Source organism: Cupriavidus sp. DL-D2, assembly GCF_039710735.1.
Taxonomy (GTDB): domain Bacteria; phylum Pseudomonadota; class Gammaproteobacteria; order Burkholderiales; family Burkholderiaceae; genus Cupriavidus.
In genome coordinates, this window is record NZ_JBDKXK010000001.1 from 209,242 (window position 1) to 231,866 (window position 22,625).

Consider the following 22,625-nt stretch of genomic DNA (forward strand, 5'->3'; position numbering starts at 1 on the left):
GCCTGTCCCGTGGTTATTGCAGGATCTGTCGCCACGACACACGGCCGGGCGCGGCATCGGTATTGAATTTGGTGTGGGTGGGCTCCTCCTTGTTGCCGCTCAGGTAGGCGTGGTTGCCGAGCACCGCCGCATTTGTCACCAGTTCGTTCGACTTCTTGCCGCTCACCGCTTGACCAGTGGTACCGCCGCTGCCGCCTAAACGATCGGAAGCATCCAATCGTCCATCGCGGTTCACGTCGAACATGGAAACTGTCTGGGCCCCCGTCAGGGCATCCATCACCATTTGCCAACCGGTGCCGCCGCCAGAGCACAGGTCGGACGATGGGGTCAGCGTGGAGAACATCAAACGCGTGCCTTGCATCTGCGGGTCGTACACCACGCGCTCGCCTTGCGCGGCCGTGCCCGGCGAGGTCAGGTTCAGGTACCAGCCCATCGCACCCGTCGCATAGTTGACCGGGTTTTTGCTCAAGACGCGGTAGAAATCGCCGGTACTGGCCTGGGTCTCCATGGTGATGGTCTGCTGCACGAGTTGCGAGCGGGTGATCGTCGGCTGTGCGTGGCTGCCCTTGTCCCAGATGCCATACACGGCCTGCGTGCTCATGTTGCCGGGGTCACTGACTTCGACATATCGGCCGGTGCCGAACATCACGATGTGGCCACCTCGACGATGTCGCATGCCGGCGAATCCGGTGGTGATCGGTTGCGCATTGCCGGCCGCATCGGTGGCGGTGAACAGTAACTGCCGCGTGGCCTGGTAGTCGGTCGCTACCTTTCCACTCACGTCGAACTTCCAGACGTTGCCGTGCAGGTCGCCTGCGTAGATGGCGTCGGCCACGAAGTCGCCGTTGGCATCGGCGATGTAGACCTGCATGATGCCGTTGGACCGGGTCCGGGCCGCTGCGGCGTCGTTCACCGTCAGCTTCACGTAGTCCGTGCCGAGCCGCCAGCTCTTGTTGCCAGGTGTGCGATCCAGGAAGACGATGAAGATCGAACCACGCGCTTCAGTGCTGTTCAACCCGTTGCCGAAGACGGCAGCCCACTTGCCGTTGCCGAGCCGTACGATGGCCGGCTTGCCATAGGTATAGCCCAGGTCCGGGTCATCATTGCTGGTGAACTCCCAGAGTACAGTCGACCCGGCGGTCGATTCGTTGATGGCGGTGGGATTGGTTACATCCAGCGCGTAGATGCCTTTCCCACCACCGCCCAGTCCGCCCACGAGCACGGTCTTCCAACTGTTGTTGATATGGACATCGCCCACCGTCGGCGTGCCGTCGACGAAGTAGTTGTGGACGTAACTACTGGACGTCAGGTTGGCCAGCTTGCTGTAGAGCGGTGACGGCACATAGGCGAACATTTCCTTGCCTCCATCGCCGTTGGCGCTCATGTCAGCCGAGAACGCGTGAAGCATGCCGTCGTTGGCACCCACGTAGATCATGGGTTTGCGGCTACGCTGCGAGACGACGAAGTTCGCGTAGCCGGGTTCGACATAGCCTGCGGCCGGACTGCCCACATATTGCGGGCTCGAATTTGCGATGTCGCCCAGCACGGTGACTGGCCGCTGGCGGAATTGGGACTCGCCACCGCCCTCGTTGACCTGATGGCCGCGCAGCCACAGCAGTCGCTTGCTACCCTGCAAGTCGCTGCCATTCAAGGCTGTCCGATATGCCAACGGTAGTCTGGCCCAACGGAATGGAATGCCGCCGCTGGTGTTGTCCGCGGTGTTGTAGGTCAGGATCTTGCGATCGGTCTGGCGCACACCCTTGAAGCTGTTGGCCGCATCCCATCGTGGTGGTGTGACGACGTCGCCGTTCTTGTCCAATGCATAGGCCAGCAGCTGGCCGGACCAGTCCGCACTGTTGAAGCGCGCCTGAAAGATGCTGGTATCGGTCTGCAGCGATGACGTGCTTGCCGCCACGGCTGCGGAGGACGATGTCTTCAGGATCGAGAGGAAGGCACGTTCCAGCGCCGCTGCCAGTGCGCCGGGATTCGTGGCGTAGAAGTAGTTGTCGGGCAGGCCGTCCGAGCCGCTGGAGCCATCGGCCTTCCGCACGTCCCATTCGGAAGCGAGGTCAGGGATGCCATTGCCGTTGAGATCTTTGAAACCGCCCCATTTGGCCGCGTACAGCAATGGGTCGTGGAACTGCGAAGCGGCCTTGCCGTTGGCGGTATAGGTGACGCTGGTTTCGGGATCGCCGAAATTACATCGGGCGCAGCCGCCGGAGTTGTTGATGGGTGCGTTTCGCGGCATCACCGCAATAGGAACAGGATCGTTGTACCGGAAATCGTAGATGCCTGAGTGGAAGTGCGGGCCGTCCTGCGTGGTGCCCGAGATCGTGTAGCCGAAGCCCTGTCCGTTGGACGATGAAGCCGACACCACACGGGTAGACACCGTGATGTTGTCACCGCTCACGCGATAGCTCAGGATGCCCCAGTTGTCCTGGTCATAGTCGCCACCGGCCACCGAGTCTTCCCAGGCCACATAGAACTTGCCGTGGGTGGCCGTTTGCGAGATGACCTTGAAATCCACCAGCGTGCCCGTGCTGGCGGGCGCGGTGATGCTGTTCGGATACTGCGGGTGCAGCCGGTGTGCCGGCATGATCGTCACCAGCTTGCCGTTCACGTCGACGTTGATCTTCGGTGTGTTGGTGGCGAGCTGCACCGCATAGGTGTTCATTCTCAGCGAGGTCGTGTCCCGGTCAGGGACGCCGAGCGCGGCGGCGGCAGCAGGCGATCGCAGGCGGTTGGTCCTGGCGAAGTATGCGGCGCCCGCAATCTGGAACGTTCCTCTTTGCGATGGCCCTTCCGGGCAGATGCCGAGCACGTCGCTGAAGTTGTTGACCGCCTTGGCCGAGCACAGATTGTCGATCGTGCTGCCGCGGACGCCTCCCGCGAACCACCTGCCGCCGGAGATCCCTTCGCCAATGCCTACCCGGTTCGTGTAGGTGCTGATATCCGGAGATCCATTGAGGTCTCTGAAGCCGCCCAGTTGGTCGTTGTCGTAAGAGGACACGCTGGAGTTGAAGACCAGTGCGTTGAGCGGCGTGCAGTAAGGCGCCCGGTTCGGATGCGATGGCGGCAGGTCCATCGGGTTGGTCCACGCGGGTTGCGTCAGCCCCAGCGTGGCATCCTTGCCGTAGCGGGATGGCAGGAATGCGCTGGTCGGTTGCTTGCCGCCAAAGTAACGCAATGTCTCGACGAAGATTTCCGAGATCGGGTTGCCCCACGTGGAGCAGTTGCCCTCCGAAGCCGTCCTGATCGGATTGCCGTAACTGCCGCGTTCGATGCTCGCCTGCTGGTAGCTACACTGGTCCGCATTGACGTAGCTGCCTTCTCTGTAGCTGTAGCCGTAGGGGCGCAGCCTGTCGATATTCCAGACAATGCCTCTGACAGCATCGCTTGACCTGCCATAGGAAAACTCACCGGTGCCCGGGTGGATCTCCGACGCAAAGTTGGTCACGTTTCGCCGCAATACGCCGCCGGAAACGTTCCGGTCGTAGCTGCCGGTCATCAGGCCGAACAGCATCTGGCCCGATTCCCCATACTTCTGCAGCAGCCCGAATGGCTTGTAGCTGGAGCCGTACTGCTTGCAGTTCTCGGAACCGATCAGGCCGGGCACGCACACTTGCACGCGCGCGTTGAATACACCGGTCCCCTGCCCGAAGCCAAGGCCGCGCGTGGACTGAGATGGATTCTCTGCCGATGAATTCATGCCCGATATCGCCGCGCGATTGCCGTTCGACGAACCCCAGATGGTGACGCCGTCGATGGTGGGCAGGAAGTTGCGCTGCGTGCTACTGGCTTCCGAGGACCAACTGCACTGCCGGTGCTCGGAAGCGCCCCACGTTGCATAGTTTCCCGCGGCCACTCGGATCTGAGGTGGCTGGTGGTTGTACTGCGAGTTGCTGCTCTGCTGGTCCCTCGGCGTGACGTTGCACAGTGTCAAGCCACCCCGCGTCAGGTTTGTCACGATCCAGGACGAGAACCTTGCCCTCGTGTTGGTGGGGTTCGAGATGTCGCCGGCGTAGAACACCACGGAGACGTTGCCGGGATTCCGCCGCATGACCCAGCCCGTCATCGACGTGCCCGCTGCTGCGCCCGAGGCCGGCTCGAACCGTAACTGATCGCCTGGCTCTACCTGGCTCATGTCGTCGATCACAACCTTGGCCACTGCGGAGGACAGTGTCATGGGCGTCCTGGATCTCAGCGTGCCAATAGCGGATGCGACTTCCACCGTGAACGGCACCAGTTGGGCCACATCGGGTCCGTTATAGAACTTGGCCCAGGCGTGGGCGTCCGTCGGCAGGAAGGCACGTTCCAGCACGGTCGTGGTCGCGGTATCCGTCGATCGCGTGCCGCCGTACAGGATCTTGCGCACCTCGTCGATGCGGCTCATCGTGGCCCAGTTCAGGAAGTTGCCGCTCCAGGTCTTTCCGTCGCAATACTTGCTGTCGGTGATCGACTTCGGTACGAAGCCCTGGATCGTGGTCCTGTCGTAGTCGTAGCACTTGTCCGAGTCGAAGTACCCGGCGTACTCGATGCTGTGCTTGTACGTCGTATCCAGCTGGCCATCGCCGTCCAGATCCGAGTAATCGTTGTACGCCTTCTGGTGCAGCGTGTGGTCCTTGGTCAGGTCGATCATGACCATGGGGGAGATGTTGCCGCCGGTGTACAACGGCTGCTGGGCCAGATTGAGTTGCGGGCCAGCGGCGTAGGCCGTGGCGATGGCGAGCATGCACGATGTTGCAAGCAGGACACCTTGCGCGCGACTCGCGAAGCGACGGATGGAAGTGGATTGGGTCATGATGCGTTTGACGGTGAAGGTGTCAAAGGGGTGTCGTCAGAAGCGGACGATTTCCTGCACCATCACCTTGGTGCCAGGGTTGGCGCCGTAACCGATCGCCGTAATGCGGAACACGTACTTGTTGGAGCCGAGCGCGATATCGGTCGGCTCCTTGAATGGTTCGATCAGATAGCGGGGTTGCTTCGACACGCCATTGGCGCCGGCATCGCGCGCATGGATCGTCGGCATCTTCTGCGCGGCCGTGAGACCGGTCATTTCTCCAAGTTCGACGGAGTGTTGTGGGTCTTCGATATAGAGGTCCCAGGCCTGCGTGCCTGACGTCGCGTGCTGGCAGTAGCCCTTGAATCCGTCCATATCGCAGGTGGGCGACGAGCCCGTCAGGCCGCTGAGCATGCGAACCTGGGAGATGTCCGCGCGCGCGTCGCGCAGCGCGGATTCCGCCGCCTGGAGCGCGATGCTCTCATCGCGCGTGTTGCGGGCCAGACGTTCGGCATTGAGGCTCATCGTACTGGCAGCAAGCCCTGCGAGCGTCAGGATGACCAGGAGCAGCAGGACGAGGATCAGCGACATGCCACGCTGTCTGGCGTGGCGGGGTGACCGAGAGAGGGGAGGATGCATGGCCGGCCTATGGCAGTCGATTGCGAAGGGCGATGTAGAACGTGAAGTGCCGGTGCAGACGGCCATCGGCCGCAATCCTCACCACGCTGCCGGCATCGCCGGCGGGCGCCACGTCATTCGGCGCATAGGTGTTGCCGAAATGGTTGACGATCGGCTTTTCCATGATCGGGTTGTTGGTGCTGGCGCCGCGCAGCAGCACGGACACGCGCAGCGCCACCACGTTATCGATGTGCGCAGTGGCGCCGGGTGGAACGAAGCGATTGACGACGCCGTCGTCATCGGTGTCTTCGCCCAACAGCAGTTGGAAGGCTTCGACATTGCGGAACAGCGGTGTCGCCACGCCGTTGACCACGCATTGCAGCCAGGGCACGCCATCGGGGTCATTGAGGATTGAATAGACCTCGGTGGTTTCCACGTTGCTGCTCACGTCATTGCCGCTGCAATCCACCGTGCTGCCATCGGCCTGCGGAAAATGGGGAGAATCCGCAGCGGCTGCCGGGTCCGCGCCAGCCTGTGACGAGCCGAAGTAGCGCAAGGTCAGGCTATCGCTGGCGTTGACGCCGGTATCGTTGGTGGCTTCCAGGCTTGGTGACGCGAACTCGTTGCTCGCGAACAGGAAGTCGGTGTAGCCGATCTGGCGCGCCTGACGCAACAGCAACTGCGCGATGGCTCGCGCGTTTTCCTGAATCTCGCCTACGTCGCCTTGCGTGGCATGGGTGCGCCGCTCCGAGATGAAGAGCGATGTGGCGGCAAGTATCAGCAGCATGCTGATCACCATGCCGACCATCAGCTCGACCAACGTGAAGCCGCTTGCCGCGCGGCGGCAGATGTGACGGTTGGACGTTGTCATGGGATGAGCGCGGTCGAGAAACGCTGGACGGTGGTGCCGTTGTCTTCGCTCCAGAAGACCTTGATGACATACGGCGCGTCAGCGTGGGGTTCGCAGTCGTTCTTCCCGGCTGCCGATCCGGTGCCGTCGTTTGGCGTGCTATCGGTGCAGACGATCCCGTCGCCGTTCGGCATGGTGGCCTGCACGTTGGCCAGCCACGTGGCGTAGGTGGTGGCGGCCATCTCGTCGGGTGTGCAGCCCGCTGCCGAAAAACAATCGGCAACGGGCGTGGCGGCAGGTGAATTGAAGGTGCCGTTGTTCACGGCCACGCTGTTGGTACGAAGCTGGTCCGCGAGGTTGTAGGTCATCAGCGCGGCATAGTTGCGCATCGATGCCGTGCGTGAATCCATCAACGTCTGCAACTGCAGGTTGGCAAGCGCGAGCATGCCGATGGACAGCACCACCAGCGTGACCAGTGCCTCGATCAACGAGAAGCCACGAGACATGGGCATTGGAGAGATGTGGGTCGGCGTCATGGACACGTTGACTGCGACTGCGTATAAGGGCGGCCACTGCCGGTCATGAATACCGTTTTGCCCGCATCCGTGGCATTTTTTCCGCAGAACTTCCAGCTTGCATTGGGTGCTGTGGACACTCCGGTCGAGCGCATGCGCACGCGGTTCGACGTGGTGCCGAGATTGGCAGCGGCAATGTCGGTGCTGGTCTGTGGCGGATCACTGTTGCGGATCAGTTCTTCCGTCCTGTCGAACGCACCGTCGTTGTCCGCATCGACGAACAGGATGCGGCGCAAGGTCCAGTTGTTGGAGCAGGCGTTGCCGGCATCGACAGGGCACAGCGTGACGGTGGCGTTGCGCCGGGCCGCTTCGCTGCGTGCGAGTTCGAGATCGGCAAACAGCCGCGTGGCGTCTGCGGACAGCCGGCTGTTGTGGAGGAAGGATTGGAGGTTCGGAGTGGCGACGGCGGCCAGCGTGGCCAGCACCGAGAGGGTCACCATCAACTCGATCAGCGTGACCCCGCGCGCGCGCCGGCGATTGCCAGGTGCGATTGCGCGCATGTGAACAGCCCCCGGCGCATCCGTTGCCACGCCCGCAATGAATCCAGGCGCGGACAGCAAAGGCGTCAGAAAGCCTGCTGCCTTTCGGCAGAAAGACTGACCCATTTGTGATTCCCGTCAAAAAAGCGACTGCTCTCTTTGTTTTTTGCCGGGGGCGCTGGACTACTGTGCGTCCGGGCCTCTGAGGGTCCGGGTCCGCTGGATGGCGCTGCTGTTGCGCGGCGCTTTGGTGTCATGTTGGTGCGATGCAACCGCACTCGTGCACCGGCCTTCTATTCGATGAAGGCCGATGCAAATTAAACAGCATTTTTGGGGAGGGATCTACCCCTTTCGTGGGGTGGGAGTCGCGATCTCGTCAAGAACATCGCGGAATTCAGAGACATCCTCGAAACTTCGATAGACCGAGGCAAAGCGGATGTACGCGATCTTGTCGAGCTTGCGCAGTTCGCGCATGACCAGTTCGCCAACCTGGCTGCTCGGGATTTCCTTCTCACCCAGCGCCAGCAGTTTTTCTTCGATACGCGTGATGGCTTCGTCGATGGCTTCGGCGGATACCGGGCGCTTGCGTAGCGCCAGCCGCATCGAATCCTTGAGTTTGCCGCGCGTGTAGTCCACGCGGGAGCCGTTCTTCTTGACGATGGCCGGGAAGAACAGTTCGATGCGCTCGTAGGTAGTGAACCGGCGGTCGCAAGCTTCGCAGCGCCGGCGGCGGCGTACCGTATCCCCGTCTTCGGACACGCGGCTATCGAGAACCTGGGTATTGGAGTGAGCGCAGAACGGGCATTTCATGCCTGAGCACCTGAAGAAAGAATCCAGCCCGCATTTTGCATCTTTTAGTTCAGCTGCGGACTTGAGATGGAACAACGGCGCCGCCCGAAACTTGCGGCGGCGCCGTCAGTGCGTGCCCACTATCCTGCGGTGAGCACGCGTCGGCAGATGGCTCAGCCGTACACCGGGAAGCGGCGGGTCAGGGCGGAGACTTGCTCGCGCACCTTCGCGATGTTGGCTTCGTCGTGCGGGTTGTCCAGCACGTCGGCGATCAGGTTGGCCACCTGGCGGGCTTCATCTTCCTTGAAGCCGCGCGTGGTCATGGCCGGCGAACCCAGGCGAACACCCGACGTCACGAACGGCTTTTCCGGATCGTTCGGAATGGCGTTCTTGTTGACGGTGATATGTGCATCGCCGAGGATCTTCTCGGCTTCCTTGCCGGTGATCTTCTTGGCGCGCAGGTCCACCAGCATCACGTGGCTCTCGGTCTTGCCGGAGACGATGCGCAGGCCGCGCGAAATCAGCGTCTCGGCCATGACGGCGGCGTTCTTCACCACCTGTTCCTGGTAGGCCTTGAACTCGGGCTGCAGCGCTTCCTTGAAGGCCACGGCCTTGCCGGCGATCACGTGCATCAGCGGGCCACCCTGGATACCCGGGAAAATTGCCGAGTTGATGGCCTTCTCATGCTCGGCCTTCATCAGGATCACGCCGCCGCGCGGGCCGCGCAGGCTCTTGTGTGTGGTGGTGGTCACGAAATCGGCGTGCGGCACCGGGTTCGGGTACACACCCGCGGCGATCAGGCCGGCGTAGTGGGCCATGTCCACCATGAAGTAGGCGCCAACAGCCTTGGCCACCTGGGCGATGCGTTCGAAGTCGATGCGCAGCGAGAACGCTGAGGCACCGGCGATGATCATCTTCGGCTTGGTTTCCTGGGCCTTCTTTTCCAGGGCATCGTAGTCAATGTCTTCCTGGGCGTTCAGGCCGTAGCTGACCACGTTGAACCACTTGCCGCTCATGTTCAGTGCCATGCCGTGGGTCAGGTGACCGCCTTCGGCCAGGCTCATGCCCATGATCGTGTCGCCCGGCTTGAGCATGGCGAAGAACACGCCCTGGTTGGCTTGCGAGCCCGAGTTCGGCTGAACGTTGGCGGCATCGGCGCCAAACAGCTGCTTCACGCGGTCGATGGCCAGTTGCTCCACCACGTCGACGTACTCGCAGCCGCCGTAGTAACGCTTGCCGGGATAGCCTTCGGCGTACTTGTTGGTCAGTTGCGAGCCCTGGGCGGCCATCACGGCCGGCGAGGTGTAGTTTTCGGAAGCAATCAGTTCGATGTGGTCTTCCTGGCGCTGGTTTTCCTTCTGGATAGCGGCGAAGACTTCGGGGTCGATCTGCTCGATCGTGAAACGGCTGCGTTCAAACATGGCGTGACTCGTCGGTAAAAAGGGGAGCGGATGGCACAAACGGCATGGAAATCGTGTGTGACCGGCTGGGATGAATCTTGGCTGAATCTGGGATAGGGCGCGCGGGGAAAGCACGGCGTCCTGCTCCGGACTGGTATGTACCAGCCGGTGCGGGGCGCACCCTGCTTCCCATTCGCTGCCCAGGCGAGCGGCAGGCGCTTATGAACTTCACGCCTAAAGATCTTGCGCTTCCTCGTGGTAGTACCCACTGACTTCGCCAGTCGCGCAAGGTGGAATGGTTGCCGCAGAGTTTATGCGAACGCGCGGCTTGCTGCAAGCCGGTGCACGGGTGGCGCATGCCCCTCTACACCAGTCTCGTCAAGACCTTGTGGTGTATGGCTCGCAACTTGCTGTTGCAAAGTCGCATGCGGGTTAACCAGTGCGCTCCGTTACAATGCCCGCCATGCCAAATTTCACATGGTCGTTGCGCGTGTATTGGGAAGATACCGACGCAGGCGGCGTGGTGTTTTACGCCAACTACCTGAAGTTTTTCGAACGGGCGCGCACCGAATGGCTGCGCTCGCTCGGCGTCGAACAACAGACCCTCGCCGATCAGTCCGGTGTGGTCTTCGTCGTACGCAGTACCGCTGTGGAATACAATGCGCCCGCCCGGCTGGATGACCAGCTGGAGATTCGTACGCATATTGAACGGGTCGGACCCGCATCGGTCCATTTCGCACAGGAAGCCTGGCGCGGCGAGCAGATGCTCGCCACCGGCAAGATCCGTGTGGGATGTGTCGACAAAAGCACGTTTAGGCCGGCTCCGATCCCTGCCCCTGTTCTCGCCACTATCAAAGACGCCCGATGAATCCAGTGACCGTCACGCAAGACATGTCGATCATTACGCTGGTGATGCACGCCAGCCTGTTGGCACAGGCCGTCATGGCGCTGCTGCTGGTGATGTCGCTGTTCTCATGGACTTACATTTTCCGCAAGCACCTCGCACTGCGTGCCGCCCGCACGCAGACCGAAGGCTTCGAACGTGATTTCTGGGCCGGCGGCGACCTCCAGGCGCTTTACAACAGCGCCGTGAACAATCGCCACAACACGGGCGCGCTCGAACGGATCTTCGAGTCCGGCATGGGCGAGTTCCTGAAGGCCCGCGAGCGCAGCAACGACGCCAGCGCATTGCTCGACGCCGCCCGCCGCGCCATGCGTGCCGCCTATCAGCGTGAGATGGATGTACTCGAATCGCACCTGCCGTTCCTGGCGTCGGTCGGCTCCGTCAGCCCGTACATTGGCCTGTTCGGCACGGTGTGGGGCATCATGAATGCGTTCCGTGGTCTGTCGAATGTGCAGCAGGCTACGCTTGCATCGGTGGCCCCGGGTATTGCCGAAGCACTGGTTGCCACGGCCATCGGCCTGTTTGCCGCCATCCCCGCCGTGATTGCCTATAACCGCTATGCCACCGAGATCGATCGTCTGGCCATCCGGTTCGAAAGCTTCATGGAAGAATTCCAGAACATCCTGCAGCGTCAGAGCCGCTAAACAGTCGAGGAGCATCCCCCATGGCAGCCATTCAGCGCCGCGGCGGTTCGCGCCGCCGGGCCAGCGCAGAGATCAACGTCGTGCCGTACATCGACGTGATGCTCGTGCTGCTGGTGATTTTCATGGTGGCCGCTCCAATCGTGAGCCCGGCCGTGGTGGACCTGCCGTCCGTGGCCAATGCCACCCCGCAGCAGCAGACGCCGCCCATCGTGGTGACCGTGCATGAGGACGGCGCCCTGACGGCGCGAGGCAAGGACGCCTCGGGCGGCTCGTTCGAGCGCAAGCTCGACAAGCGCGGCCTGATCGATTTCGTACACCAGCGCCAGAACGAGAATCCGGACCAGCCGGTGGTGATCGCCGCCGACCGTGCCGTCAAGTACGAAGCCGTACTCGACGTGATGTCCGTACTGAAGGCCGATGGCGTGAAGCGCGTCGGCCTGATGGTGAAGTCCAAGTAAGCGTTCCCAGCGTCCAACGTCGCAAAGTGGCCACCCTCTCGTCACGTCATCCTCAGCAAGGCGCCCCGCGCGCCCAGGCCGCCGCCTATCCGTACGAGCCGGTCCGGGAGCGCGGCACCATGCGCTCGTTCCTGGCAGCGCTGTTCATGCACCTGCTGCTTGGCATCGTGCTGTATTTCGGCGTCCAGTGGCAGAGCAGCACGCCGGTAGGCGCCGAGGCCGAGCTTTGGGAAGAGATTCCCGATGTCACGCCCGCGCCGCCGCCGCGCCCCGTGGTGCAGCCGGCGCCGGAGCCGCCGCAGCCGGCGGTGCGTAGCAAGGTCGAGGAAGCCGCCGATATCGCGCTGGAGCAGAAAAAGCGCAAGCAGGCCGAGGAAGCCGCCGAGCGCGAGGCCGAGGCACGTCGCGAGCAGGCGCGTAAGGAACAGGAAAAGAAGGACGCGCAGCGCAAGGAAGACCAGCGCCAGCAGCAACTGGAAGCGCAGCGCAAGGAAGACGCGAAGAAGAAGGCCGACAAAGAGAAAGCCGACAAGGACAAGGCTGACAAGGCCGCTCTGGCCGCCAAGGAAAAGGCCGAGCAGGACCGCAAGGAAGCCGATGCGAAAGCGAAGGCCGACGCTGACAAGCAGGCCAAGGCCCGCGCCGATGCCGAGAAGCAGGCCAAGGCGAAGGCTGATGCCGAAGCCAAGGCCAAGCGCGAAGCTGCGTCCAACGCGGCGCGCAACAGTGAACTGGCTCGCCTCAAGGCGCTGGCAGGCGGCGGCACGGCCGGTGCGACCGGCGGTGGCGTGGGCAATGCGGCAGGCTCCGGCGCAGGGTCGGGCGGCAAGGCGTCGCCGGGCTATTCGGACAAGGTACGCCGCCGCGTAAAGCCGAACATTATCTTTGCCGGTGATACTGACGGGAATCCGGCCGCCGTGGTGGCGGTCCGGCTCGCACCGGATGGCTCGATCCTGTCCAAGCGCCTGGCCAAGTCGAGCGGCAACTCGGACTGGGACAACGCCGTGCTGCGTGGCGTCGAGCGGTCGGACCCGCTGCCGCGCGACGAGGACGGCAAGGCGCCCACGTTCGAATTCACGATCACGGTCCGTCCCAAGGACTGATCGGCGATGCGGCGAGAAAGCCATGATTTGCAACATAATGCAACCAACATCGTGGGGCTTCGGTCCGATCGCTACCATGAACGGTTGCCTGACGCGGCCGGCAGCGTGCAAGACGCACGTAGACGGGGCATGCGCCAAGCTGCACGCCGTCCGTGCTGTCGTACTTGCTCTGCCCGCCGTACCGATGAATCCTGAAATCGACTGAGGAGCAGCATGCGAAAGCTTTGGGCCCCTAACTGGCTGTCTCGCCGCCAGAGTGCCACCCCCACCCGTGACCAGAGCCGGCACGCGCTGATGGCGTGGCTGGCAGCGGCACTGATGTCCGCTGGCGTGGCACACGCGCAACTGAACGTTGAAATCACCGGTGTGGGTTCGAACCAGTACCCGGTGGCCACCGCCAACTTCCAGGGCGAAGGACAAGGCCAGCAGAACCTGACGGCCGTCATCCGCAGCGATCTGCAGAACAGCGGTCGCTTCAAGAATATCGACCCCGCCGGGGCCACCGTGGCCGAATCGGCACAGGTTGATCTCGGCAGCTGGAAGGCGAAGGGCGCCGACGCCTTCGTGGCCGGCAGCGTGACTCCCGCGGGCAACGGCCAGTACGAAGTCCGCTTCCGCCTGTACGACACGGTCAAGGGCCAGAGCCTGGGCGGCCTGGCGTTCACGGTCTCGCAGAGCCAGCTGCGCGTGACCGCGCACAAGATCGCCGACTATATCTACGAAAAGCTGCTCGGCGAGCGCGGCGTGTTTGCCACGCGGCTGTCGTATGTGTCGAAAGTAGGCGGACGCTATCAACTGCTGATTTCCGACTCCGATGGCCAGAATGCCCAGGTGGCGCTGAGCAGCACCGAGCCAATCATCTCGCCGTCGTGGTCGCCGGATGGCCGCCGCGTGGCCTATGTCTCGTTCGAAGCCAGGAAGCCGGTGGTGTACGTGCATGACCTGGCCACGGGCAAGCGCACGCTGGTGTCGAACCAGAAGGGCAACAACAGCGCGCCGTCGTGGTCGCCTGACGGCCAGCGCCTGGCCGTGGCGCTCTCGCGCGATGGCAACACGCAGATCTACCTGGTCAACGCGGATGGATCCGGCCTGCGCCGCATCTCGCGCAGCAGCGCCATTGACACCGAGCCGCAATTCTCGCCCGATGGCCGCAGCATCTACTTCACGAGCGATCGTGGCGGTGCGCCGCAGGTCTATCGCATGCCGGCTGGCGGCGAGGAATCCGGCGCCGCGCAACGCGTGACGTTCAAGGGCAACTACAACGTCAGTCCGCGGGTTTCGCCGGATGGCAAGTACCTGGCCTACATCTCGCGTTCGGGCGGTTTCCGCCTGCAGCTTCAGGACCTGTCAAATGGTGACGTTACTTCGCTCACCGATACGTCGAACGACGAAGCCCCGAGCTTTGCCGCCAACGGCAAGTACATCCTTTACGCCACGCGTGTGGGAGGTCGCTCGGTGCTGGCGGCTGTCTCGACGGACGGTCGTACGAAACAGGTTCTGTCACTCCAGTCCGGCGAGGTTCGCGAGCCGTCCTGGGGTCCTTTCATGCAGTAAGTAGATAGAAGAAACGAGGAGTCTCTCAGCCATGACCAAAATGATGACGAAATCGCTCGCCCTTGCCGCCCTGCTCGCCCTGGGTGCCTGCAGCTCGGGTGTGAAGCTCGACGACGCTTCCAAGGCCGGTACCGGCACGGGTGGCGCACAAACCGATCCGCGCGCCGTGGCGCCGGTGACCGTCGATCCGCTGAACGATCCGAACGGCCCGCTGGCCAAGCGCAGCGTGTACTTCGACTTCGACAGCTACACGGTCAAGTCGGACTACCAGAGCCTGCTGCAAGCCCACTCGCAATACCTGGGTGCCAACAAGAGCCGCAAGATCCTGATCCAGGGCAACACCGACGAACGCGGTACGAGCGAGTACAACCTGGCCTTGGGCCAGAAGCGTGCAGAAGCCGTGCGTCGTTCGCTGTCGTCGCTGGGCGTGCCCGAGTCGCAGATGGAAGCCGTGAGCCTGGGCAAGGAAAAGCCGAAGGCTACGGGTCACGATGAAGCCGCGTGGGCCGAAAACCGCCGCGCCGATATCGTCTATTGATCGACTGACTGATCCACGGAATAGCCTTCATGAATGCTCGTGTTTCCACACTGCTGTGGCTGGCTGCCTTCTCGGGCGGCTTGCTGGCAGCCAGTTCCGCGCACGCCGGCGTATTTGACGACGACGAGGCGCGCAAGGCCGTGATCCAGTTGCGGGACCAGTTCAACGGTTTCCAGGCAACCGCATCGCAGCGTATTGACCAGAACAGCCGCCAGCTGCTCGACATGCAGAACCAGATGGAAGGTCTGCGTCAGGAGGTAGCCCGGTTGCGCGGTCAGAACGAGGTGTTGCAGAACACGGTGGAAACGCTGCAGAAAACGCAGAAGGACTACTACACCGACCTCGATGGGCGCCTGAAGAAATTCGAGCCCCAGCAGGTGACCGTGGACGGCAAGGAAGGTCTTGCACAACCCACCGAAAAGCCTGAGTACGATGCCGCGCTCAAGCAGTTCCAGTCGGGCGATTTCAAGGGTGCGGGCAATGCCTTCTCGGCATTTGCCAAGAAGTATCCGCAAAGCCCATATTTGCCGCTGGCCCAGTTCTGGCTCGGCAATTCGCTCTACGCGCAGCGCGACTACAAGGGCTCGACGTTTGTCCTGCAGAACATGGTGCAACAGTTCCCGACGCACGCGAAGGTACCTGACGCCATGATCGCCATCGCCAACAACCAGCTAGAATCCGGCCAGAAACCGGCTGCGAAGAAGACGCTGGAAACGGTGGTGTCGAAGTATCCGGGCACCGAAGGCGCCCAGGCCGCCAGCAACCGGCTGAAGACGCTGAAGTAACCGGACGCAGTCTGCAAGGAAAAAGCCCGCGATGTTTGCGGGTTTTTTCTTTTGGGGTGTCTCGTTGTTGCGCCTTGTTTTCTCCCCTCTCCCGCGCGGCGGGAGAGGGGCAGGGGGAGAGGGTAACGAGGTTCAAAACGCGATAAGTCGTAGGTTGAACCGCCGACCCTCCCCCCCCGACCCCTCTCCCACTTCGCGGGAGAGGGGAGCAAACAGGCGGGTGGGAAAGCGCTGTCGCGCTAAAATACGCGCTTCGCCCTCGGGGCGTGACTACAGCGCGCTTGTTCTGCGCGCACCTCACCATGACCAAACGAGCAATCGTCCTGCTTTCTGGCGGCCTGGACTCCGCCACCGTACTTGCCATGGCCAACGCGGCCGGGTTTGAAACCTATGCGCTGTCTATGCGCTACGGCCAGCGCCACTCCTCGGAACTCGACGCGGCGAAGAAAGTAGCCACAGCGCTCGGCGCCAGGCGCCACGAGATCATCGACCTGGACCTGCGCCGCTTTGGCGGTTCCGCGCTGACCGACGATACGCTCGACGTCCCGACCGATGGTGCCGTGGGCGGCATTCCGATTACGTACGTGCCGGCGCGCAACACGATCATGCTATCGCTGGCGCTCGGCTGGGCCGAGGCCATCGGTGGACGCGACCTGTTCTTCGGTGCCAATGCCGTGGACTACTCCGGCTATCCCGATTGCCGGCCCGAGTATGTCTCGGCCTACGAGGCGCTGGCCAACCTGGCCACCAAGGCGGGCGTCGAAGGCGAACGCTTCCACGTCCATGCGCCGATCATCGACATGACCAAGGCCGAGATCATCCGTGCAGGCGTGAAGCTCGGCGTGGACTATGGCCTGACCGTGTCGTGCTACAAGGCCGATGACGATGGCCGCGCCTGCGGTGTCTGCGATTCGTGCCGCATTCGCCGTTCCGGTTTCGAGCAGGCCGGTGTTGCCGATCCCACGCGTTACCAGGCGGTTGCCTGAGCGGCCGCCGTCCCTAATAAAAACAGCAGTTCCACGAGCCAAACCCTGAGACATGCCTGACATCGATATTCCCGCGCTGACGCACACCGTGCTGCTGTCTACCTTCGTCCTCACCTTCCTGTTCGGCGCGGTCCTGCAGCGCACGCATTTCTGCACGATGGGCGCTATCTCGGACATCGTGAATATCGGGGATTGGAGCCGCATGCGCATGTGGGTGCTGGCCATCGGCGTGGCGATGATCGGCACCGGCGTGCTGGCATGGGCGGGGTTGATCGATCCGACGAAGACGATCTACACATCGGCGAAGCTCGGGTGGCTGTCCGCGGCAGTGGGCGGCCTGATGTTCGGCTTCGGCATGGTGCTGGCGTCCGGCTGCGGCAGCAAGACGCTGGTGCGGATTGGCGCCGGCAACCTGAAGTCGCTGGTGGTATTCGTGTTCCTCGGACTGTCGGCTTATATGACGCTGCGTGGCCTGTTTGGCCTGGTGCGCGTCAATACCGTCGATACCGTGGCCGTGACGCTGCCGTCCACGCAAGACCTGCCTTCACTGGTGGCGCAGGCCACAGGCATGGCGCGGGGTACGCTGCAACTGGTGCTGGGCACCGTGATCGGCGTGGTGCTGGTGATCTGGGCGCTGATCGGCAACGGCTTTCGCACTTTCGATAACCTGCTGGGCGGCGTGGCCGTCGGCCTGATCATCGTCGGCATGTGGTACGTGTCGGGTCACCTCGGCTATGTGTCCGAAGATCCGAACACGCTCGAAGAGCTGTTCGTGGCCACCAACAGCGGTCGCATGGAAAGCCTGAGCTTTGTCGCGCCGTATGCCTATACGCTCGACTGGCTGATGATGTTCAGTGACAAGAGCAAGGTGCTCACGATCGGCATCGTCAGCGTGCTTGGCGTGATCGCTGGTGCGTGGGCCTATTCGCTTGTGTCGCGCACGTTTCGCTGGGAAGGTTTCGGCAATGCCGAGGACGTGGCCAATCACATGGTCGGCGGCATGCTGATGGGCGCGGGCGGCGTCACGGCGCTGGGTTGCACGATCGGGCAGGGACTCTCGGGAGTATCGACGCTGGCAGTCGGCTCGTTCATCGTGTTCGCGACGATCATCGTCGGCGCGATCCTGGCGTTCAAGTACCAGATGTGGCGTCTGGAGCGTATGGTTTGAGCGTGCGCTGGGCGCCCTTCGGCTTGACACGCCAAGGGGTGCTCCCTATAATCGCGGATTCAGTTTTTCCGGGTCGTTAGCTCAGTCGGTAGAGCAGCGGACTTTTAATCCGTTGGTCGCGTGTTCGAGTCACGCACGACCCACCAGCATTACGAAGGGCCTGTGGCGCAAGTCACAGGCCCTTTTTGCGTTTGGGTGTTTGGATGAATCAGACTGGCGGCGTTCGCACGAGCGGATCGCGGAAGCCCGTGTCCAGCGGCACCGATACTTCGAGCGTTACGTCAGCGGGCCGCGCCGGTCGCCGCGTTGCCGGGCGTTTCGACTCGTTCCACGTCTTGTAGGCAAAGTATCCCGCGCCGGCGAGCGCGCCGATTTTCGACAGTTTCCAGGTCACGCGACCTACCGGCGTCCGGCGCAGCAGCGGAAGGGCCAGGGTGATGGCCGTGCTGAGCATCGGATAGTTGCGCGTGATGCCGAGCATCTTGAGCCAGCCCGACGAGCGCGTCAGGCTGGTCACACGGGGCAGCCACGCGCTGAAATTAGTCATGCGGCGCGCGCCGCCTTTGACTTGCTGCAGAGCCTGGTGGGCGTCGTAGCGCTCGAGCGCGGCACGTGTGATCAGCAATTCCTTGCGTACAGCCAGCGGCAGCCTGACTTCCCGCGTGAAGCGGACGGGGCGAGGATGGTCGCGGCGCGGGTGGCTATCGAGGGATTCGTCTTCGGGCGTGGTCATTGGCGCAGCATCTCCCGGTCTTTATCGAGTTCAGCCAGTGTGGATTCGAACAGCGGAGGCGCGTTGCGAACCTTGTGGCGGGCGATCAAAAGGCAGGCGGCCGTGCAGATCAGGTAGAACACCACGATGGCGCCAATGGCCTGCCAGCGGTAGGTTTCCCAGAACAGGATGGCGATCAGCAGCGTGAAGGTCATCAGCGCCATGCCGAAGAAGACCAGGCCAAAACAGGCCAGCAACGCCACCTTCATCAGCCGGGTGCGCTCTTCGGCCAGTTCGACGCTGGCGAGTTCGAGGCGCGTCTGCAGCATCGACACGACCGAACCGGTCAGGTTGCGCAGGGAGTCCAGGAACTTGGGGGAAGGGGATTCGCTCATGCGGCTCCGGCGGAAAAGCGATGCGCCGGCAGGGCGGCATCTGCGTGGAAGAACCAGCGGCGGCCGATGGGGCCGCTCATCCAGTCCATATACAAATTGCATGCCACCGGCACAGATGCGCAGCCGGTGGCCGGTACGACAGTACGGGGCGTACTGCGGACGATGCTTACTTGCGGTTCAGCAGCAGGCCGATCAGCAGGCCCACGCCCGCTGCCACGCCCACGGCGCGCCACGGGTGGTCATGCACATAGTCATCGGTGGCACGGGCGGCTGCCTTGCTCTTGGTCACGACTGCGTCTTGCAGGTCCTGGGCCTTTTCCTTGGCTTGCTTCAGCAGGCCCATGCCACGCTCGCGCAGTTCGGCAGCTTTCTCGCCGGTGGTCGAGGCCGCTTGCTTAAGCAGTTCTTCGGCGTCGGACAGAACGGTCTTGACATCGCTCATCAGTTTCTCCTGTTTGCGGGCGGTTGGTTCAAGTGGTGACATTTTGCCTTGCTCGCACTGGCTTGTGGCGTTTCTTGTCGTCCAAGTAGCATATGTGGCGGTCGGCCACGGTTTCAAGCTCGTCAGTACAAGGCACCCTCGGGGATGTCACGCAACGTGTCATCGGCCGGCGGAGCGGGAAACTTAGCCCGCTCCCCTAAGTCTTTATGACTTCGAGTGATTTTGTAGTGACTTTATATTCGTTTGGGTTGGATGGCAATCTGGCTAAGCTGGTTCACCTGACCCTACATTTATTTACTTTTCTGTTCCCGGAGACTTTTACACATGGCACTGCGTCTTGGCGATATCGCACCGGACTTCGAGCAAGAATCGAGCGAGGGCACCATTCGCTTCCATGACTGGCTCGGCAATGGCTGGGGTGTCCTGTTCTCGCATCCGGCCGATTACACCCCGGTTTGCACGACCGAACTGGGCCTGACCGCCAAGCTGAAGGGGGAGTTCGAGAAGCGCGGCGTCAAGGCGATTGCCCTGTCCGTGGACAGCGTGGAGTCGCACAAGGGCTGGATCGGTGACATCAACGAGACCCAGTCGACCTCGGTCAATTTCCCGATCCTGGCCGACGGCGACCGCAAGGTCTCCGAGCTGTACGACATGATTCATCCGAACGCGAATGAGACGCTGACCGTGCGCTCGCTGTTCGTGATCGATCCCAAGAAGAAGGTCCGGCTGATCATTACCTATCCTGCAAGCACCGGTAGAAATTTCAACGAAATCTTGCGCGTCATCGATTCGCTGCAGTTGACCGACAACCACAGCGTGGCCACGCCGGGCAACTGGCAGGATGGCGACGATGTGGTGATCGTGCCGTCGCTGAAGGACGAAGAGGTGATCCGCCAGAAATTCCCGAAGGGCTACAAGGCGGTGCGTCCGTATCTGCGTCTGACGCCGCAGCCGAACAAGTAAAGAAAAACCGGGTCCGAGGTTTTCACCCCGGCCCGGTTCAGTACTGCATGACTTGTTTCAGAAGCTTTGTCGTAAAACGATGGGCGTGCCCGTCGTCTCCTTGGTAGTGTGCTTCCGCCCGGCCTCGCGCCGGGCTTTTTCTTTCTTGCTCTGCCGAGCGCTCAGAAGAAGGCTTGCAGGCCGGTCTGGGCGCGGCCCAGGATCAGCGCGTGGATGTCGTGCGTGCCTTCGTAGGTGTTGACCACTTCCAGGTTCACCACGTGACGGATCACGCCGAATTCGTCCGAGATGCCGTTGCCGCCGAGCATGTCGCGGGCCACGCGGGCGATGTCGAGCGATTTGCCGCACGAATTGCGCTTCATGATCGAGGTGATTTCCACGGCGGCCGTGCCTTCGTCCTTCATGCGACCCAGGCGCAGGCAGCCTTGCAGGCCCAGCGTGATCTCGGTCTGCATGTCGGCCAGCTTCTTCTGCACCAGCTGCGTGGCGGCCAGCGGGCGGCCGAACTGCTTGCGGTCCAGCGTGTACTGACGGGCGGTGTGCCAGCAGAATTCGGCGGCGCCCAGTGCGCCCCAGGCGATGCCGTAGCGGGCCGAGTTCAGGCACGTGAACGGACCCTTCAGGCCGCTGACGTTCGGCATCAGGTTCTCTTCGGGCACGAAGACCTGGTCCATGACGATTTCGCCGGTGATCGACGTGCGCAGACCCACCTTGCCGTGGATGGCCGGAGCGGTCAGGCCCTTCCAGCCCTTTTCCAGAATGAAGCCGCGGATGGCTTCCTTGCCGTCGTCGCCCATGAGCTTGGCCCAGACCACGAAGACATCGGCGATCGGCGAGTTCGTGATCCACATCTTGGCGCCCGACAGCTCGTAGCCGCCAGCCACCTTCTTGGCGCGGGTGACCATCGAGCCCGGATCGGAACCATGGTTCGGCTCGGTCAGGCCGAAGCAGCCGATCCATTCGCCGGTGGCCAGCTTGGGCAGGTACTTCTGCTTTTGCGCTTCGGTGCCGAATTCATAGATCGGCACCATCACCAGTGACGACTGCACGCTCATCATCGAGCGGTAGCCCGAATCCACACGCTCCACTTCACGCGCAATCAAGCCGTAGCTGACGTAGTTCAGGCCGGGGCCGCCGTACTGTTCGGGGATGGTGGGGCCCAGCAGGCCCAGTTCGCCCATCTCGCGGAAGATCTCCACATCGGTCTTCTCATTGCGGAACGACTGCAGCACGCGCGGCATCAGCTTGTCCTGGCAATAGGCCGCGGCGGCGTCACGGATCATGCGCTCGTCATCGGTCAATTGCTGATCCAGCAGCAGCGGGTCGGTCCAGTTGAATTCGGCGTGTGCAGCCATGGAGGTCTCCTTCGTAGTTCGGCGAGTAAGGGTGGAATCCGGTTCAGCCAGATATTTTCTGGTTCCGCATTGCGGAACCTTGTTCCGATGAGCTAGTATAGCTGAACCCGTTTTCGCTGCAACAGGCGTTTTTGCGGCCCCGGCGAATTGCGTTCGACAATCGACCACACCCTTCTTTGACTGGAGTGCCGTCTTGGCTACCACCACCGCTTCCGCCGCCACCGATGCCGTCCGCGACGCCGCTGCACCCCGCGAACGCGAGAGTGATCCCAACTTCGTCACCGCGCTGGCGCGGGGTCTGGAACTGCTGCGCTGCTTCCGCACGGGCGAGGCGATGCTCGGCAATCAGGATTTCGTGCGCCGCACGGGGTTCCCCAAGGCTACGGTCAGCCGGCTGGCTGGCACGCTGGTGCAGTTGGGATACCTGCGCTACGACGACAGCCTGGGCAAGTATGCGCTCGATGCTGGCGTGCTGGCCCTAGGGTTCTCATACTTGGCCGCGTCCGATGTGGTGGCGCTGGCGCGCCCGCACATGCTGGCCTTTGCGCAGACGCATGGGGTGTCGGTGTCGCTGGGCAAGCGCGAGCGGCTGGAGGTGATTTACCTCGACTCGATCCGTAACGATGCGGGCGCGATGCTCGGACTGGGCGTGGGTTCGCGGCTGTCCCTGATATCGAGTTCGATGGGGCGCGCCTATCTGGCGGCCTTGCCGGCAGCCAGGCGCGAGCGGGTGCTGGGGGAGTTCTCGCAGGCGTTCCCGGAGCAGTGGAGGCAGCAGGAGACCCCGATGCGCGCCGCACTGGCCCAGGCCGAGCGCGATGGCTACGCGGCGTCGTTCCGCGACTGGCATCCGGCCATTCACGCGTGCGCCGTGGCGTTTCGTCCGGTGGGAGAGAAGGATTTGCACATGCTGAGTTGCAGTGCTTCGTATGGCGCGGTCAGCGAGGAAACGTTTCGCGAGACGCTGGCGCCGGCGCTGCAGGCGCTGGGGATGAGGTTGTCGGAGGTGGGGCGGTAAGGTCCGGTCTTCCCATTGTTTTCTCCCCTCTCCCTCTGGGAGAGGGGCGGGGGTGAGGGCAAGCCGTGCAAATTGCGACTCGGTCGGCAAACAGAGCCGCGGGGGGGGG

General features: G+C 62.6%; 22 protein-coding genes, 1 tRNA gene and 1 riboswitch. Of the genes, 12 read left to right on the forward strand and 11 right to left on the reverse strand.

Annotated features, from left to right (window positions below):
• Positions 1-13 precede the first annotated feature (13 nt).
• The 7 genes from ABDB81_RS00945 to glyA form a co-directional block, all read right to left on the reverse strand.
• The gene (locus ABDB81_RS00945; RefSeq protein ID WP_346809403.1) at positions 14-4,801 is read right to left on the reverse strand and encodes a PilC/PilY family type IV pilus protein; all 4,788 of its coding nucleotides are present in this window, start codon (positions 4,799-4,801) and stop codon (positions 14-16) included.
• 36 nt (positions 4,802-4,837) lie between these two features.
• Positions 4,838-5,371, reverse strand: coding sequence for a PilX N-terminal domain-containing pilus assembly protein (locus tag ABDB81_RS00950; RefSeq protein WP_160472851.1), 534 nt, complete (start codon positions 5,369-5,371; stop codon positions 4,838-4,840).
• A 55-nt stretch (positions 5,372-5,426) separates the two neighbouring features.
• Positions 5,427-6,269 (reverse strand): PilW family protein, encoded by an 843-nt coding sequence (locus ABDB81_RS00955; protein WP_346809405.1) that lies wholly within the window; start codon positions 6,267-6,269, stop codon positions 5,427-5,429.
• Positions 6,266-6,754, reverse strand: a complete 489-nt coding sequence (gene pilV, locus ABDB81_RS00960; protein WP_346809406.1) for a type IV pilus modification protein PilV — start codon at positions 6,752-6,754, stop codon at positions 6,266-6,268. The genes ABDB81_RS00955 and pilV overlap by 4 nt, the downstream gene beginning before the upstream one ends.
• 26 nt (positions 6,755-6,780) lie before the next feature.
• Positions 6,781-7,323 carry a GspH/FimT family pseudopilin gene (locus ABDB81_RS00965; RefSeq protein ID WP_346809407.1) on the reverse strand — a complete coding sequence of 181 codons (543 nt, stop codon included), beginning with the start codon at positions 7,321-7,323 and terminating at the stop codon, positions 6,781-6,783.
• 321 nt (positions 7,324-7,644) lie between these two features.
• Positions 7,645-8,112 carry a transcriptional regulator NrdR gene (nrdR, locus tag ABDB81_RS00970; RefSeq protein ID WP_137925143.1) on the reverse strand — a complete coding sequence of 156 codons (468 nt, stop codon included), beginning with the start codon at positions 8,110-8,112 and terminating at the stop codon, positions 7,645-7,647.
• Between the two features lie 152 nt (positions 8,113-8,264).
• Entirely contained in the window at positions 8,265-9,512 is a 1,248-nt protein-coding gene (gene glyA / locus ABDB81_RS00975; protein ID WP_137925144.1) for a serine hydroxymethyltransferase, read from the reverse strand.
• Between the two features lie 170 nt (positions 9,513-9,682).
• Positions 9,683-9,786: riboswitch (ZMP/ZTP riboswitch) on the reverse strand.
• Positions 9,787-9,954: 168 nt separating this feature from the next.
• On the opposite strand from glyA, the gene ybgC reads away from it, so the two are divergent.
• The 10 genes from ybgC to ABDB81_RS01025 all read left to right on the forward strand — a co-directional run bounded on the left by ybgC (position 9,955) and on the right by ABDB81_RS01025 (position 17,777).
• Positions 9,955-10,359, forward strand: coding sequence for a tol-pal system-associated acyl-CoA thioesterase (ybgC, locus tag ABDB81_RS00980; RefSeq protein ID WP_346809410.1), 405 nt, complete (start codon positions 9,955-9,957; stop codon positions 10,357-10,359).
• Entirely contained in the window at positions 10,356-11,039 is a 684-nt protein-coding gene (tolQ, locus tag ABDB81_RS00985) for a protein TolQ (RefSeq protein WP_171020398.1), read from the forward strand. Before ybgC ends, tolQ begins: the two co-directional genes overlap by 4 nt.
• A 20-nt stretch (positions 11,040-11,059) precedes the next feature.
• Positions 11,060-11,497 (forward strand): protein TolR, encoded by a 438-nt coding sequence (gene tolR, locus ABDB81_RS00990; RefSeq protein ID WP_130389441.1) that lies wholly within the window; start codon positions 11,060-11,062, stop codon positions 11,495-11,497.
• Between the two features lie 26 nt (positions 11,498-11,523).
• Positions 11,524-12,600 carry a cell envelope integrity protein TolA gene (tolA, locus tag ABDB81_RS00995; protein ID WP_160472848.1) on the forward strand — a complete coding sequence of 359 codons (1,077 nt, stop codon included), beginning with the start codon at positions 11,524-11,526 and terminating at the stop codon, positions 12,598-12,600.
• Positions 12,601-12,813: 213 nt separating this feature from the next.
• Positions 12,814-14,154 (forward strand): Tol-Pal system beta propeller repeat protein TolB, encoded by a 1,341-nt coding sequence (gene tolB, locus ABDB81_RS01000; RefSeq protein WP_137925147.1) that lies wholly within the window; start codon positions 12,814-12,816, stop codon positions 14,152-14,154.
• A gap of 31 nt (positions 14,155-14,185) precedes the next feature.
• Positions 14,186-14,692, forward strand: coding sequence for a peptidoglycan-associated lipoprotein Pal (gene pal / locus ABDB81_RS01005; RefSeq protein ID WP_171020399.1), 507 nt, complete (start codon positions 14,186-14,188; stop codon positions 14,690-14,692).
• A gap of 29 nt (positions 14,693-14,721) precedes the next feature.
• Positions 14,722-15,477 carry a tol-pal system protein YbgF gene (ybgF, locus tag ABDB81_RS01010; RefSeq protein WP_137925148.1) on the forward strand — a complete coding sequence of 252 codons (756 nt, stop codon included), beginning with the start codon at positions 14,722-14,724 and terminating at the stop codon, positions 15,475-15,477.
• Positions 15,478-15,779: 302 nt separating this feature from the next.
• Entirely contained in the window at positions 15,780-16,463 is a 684-nt protein-coding gene (gene queC / locus ABDB81_RS01015; protein WP_160472846.1) for a 7-cyano-7-deazaguanine synthase QueC, read from the forward strand.
• A 52-nt stretch (positions 16,464-16,515) separates the two neighbouring features.
• Complete coding sequence (locus ABDB81_RS01020) at positions 16,516-17,631, forward strand: YeeE/YedE family protein (protein ID WP_160472845.1); 1,116 nt, start codon at positions 16,516-16,518, stop codon at positions 17,629-17,631.
• Between the two features lie 70 nt (positions 17,632-17,701).
• Positions 17,702-17,777: transfer RNA gene (locus ABDB81_RS01025), tRNA-Lys, on the forward strand.
• Between the two features lie 62 nt (positions 17,778-17,839).
• Here the strand turns inward: ABDB81_RS01025 and ABDB81_RS01030 are convergent.
• The 3 genes from ABDB81_RS01030 to ABDB81_RS01040 all read right to left on the reverse strand — a co-directional run bounded on the left by ABDB81_RS01030 (position 17,840) and on the right by ABDB81_RS01040 (position 19,222).
• Complete coding sequence (locus ABDB81_RS01030; protein WP_346809412.1) at positions 17,840-18,364, reverse strand: DUF3318 domain-containing protein; 525 nt, start codon at positions 18,362-18,364, stop codon at positions 17,840-17,842.
• A complete protein-coding gene (locus ABDB81_RS01035; RefSeq protein WP_137925152.1) occupies positions 18,361-18,738 on the reverse strand; it encodes a phage holin family protein in 378 nt (125 codons plus the stop codon). The genes ABDB81_RS01030 and ABDB81_RS01035 overlap by 4 nt, the downstream gene beginning before the upstream one ends.
• 166 nt (positions 18,739-18,904) lie before the next feature.
• Positions 18,905-19,222: a DUF883 family protein gene (locus ABDB81_RS01040; protein WP_317915246.1), complete on the reverse strand. Its 318-nt coding sequence runs from the start codon at positions 19,220-19,222 to the stop codon at positions 18,905-18,907.
• Positions 19,223-19,504: 282 nt separating this feature from the next.
• Between ABDB81_RS01040 and ABDB81_RS01045 the strand changes: the two genes are divergently transcribed.
• The gene (locus ABDB81_RS01045) at positions 19,505-20,143 is read left to right on the forward strand and encodes a peroxiredoxin (RefSeq protein ID WP_346809414.1); all 639 of its coding nucleotides are present in this window, start codon (positions 19,505-19,507) and stop codon (positions 20,141-20,143) included.
• A gap of 161 nt (positions 20,144-20,304) precedes the next feature.
• On the opposite strand, the gene ABDB81_RS01050 is transcribed toward ABDB81_RS01045, so the two are convergent.
• Positions 20,305-21,498: an acyl-CoA dehydrogenase gene (locus tag ABDB81_RS01050; RefSeq protein WP_346809416.1), complete on the reverse strand. Its 1,194-nt coding sequence runs from the start codon at positions 21,496-21,498 to the stop codon at positions 20,305-20,307.
• Positions 21,499-21,784: 286 nt separating this feature from the next.
• Between ABDB81_RS01050 and ABDB81_RS01055 the strand changes: the two genes are divergently transcribed.
• Positions 21,785-22,516 carry an IclR family transcriptional regulator gene (locus tag ABDB81_RS01055; RefSeq protein WP_237380319.1) on the forward strand — a complete coding sequence of 244 codons (732 nt, stop codon included), beginning with the start codon at positions 21,785-21,787 and terminating at the stop codon, positions 22,514-22,516.
• The last annotated feature ends 109 nt before the right edge of the window (positions 22,517-22,625 follow it).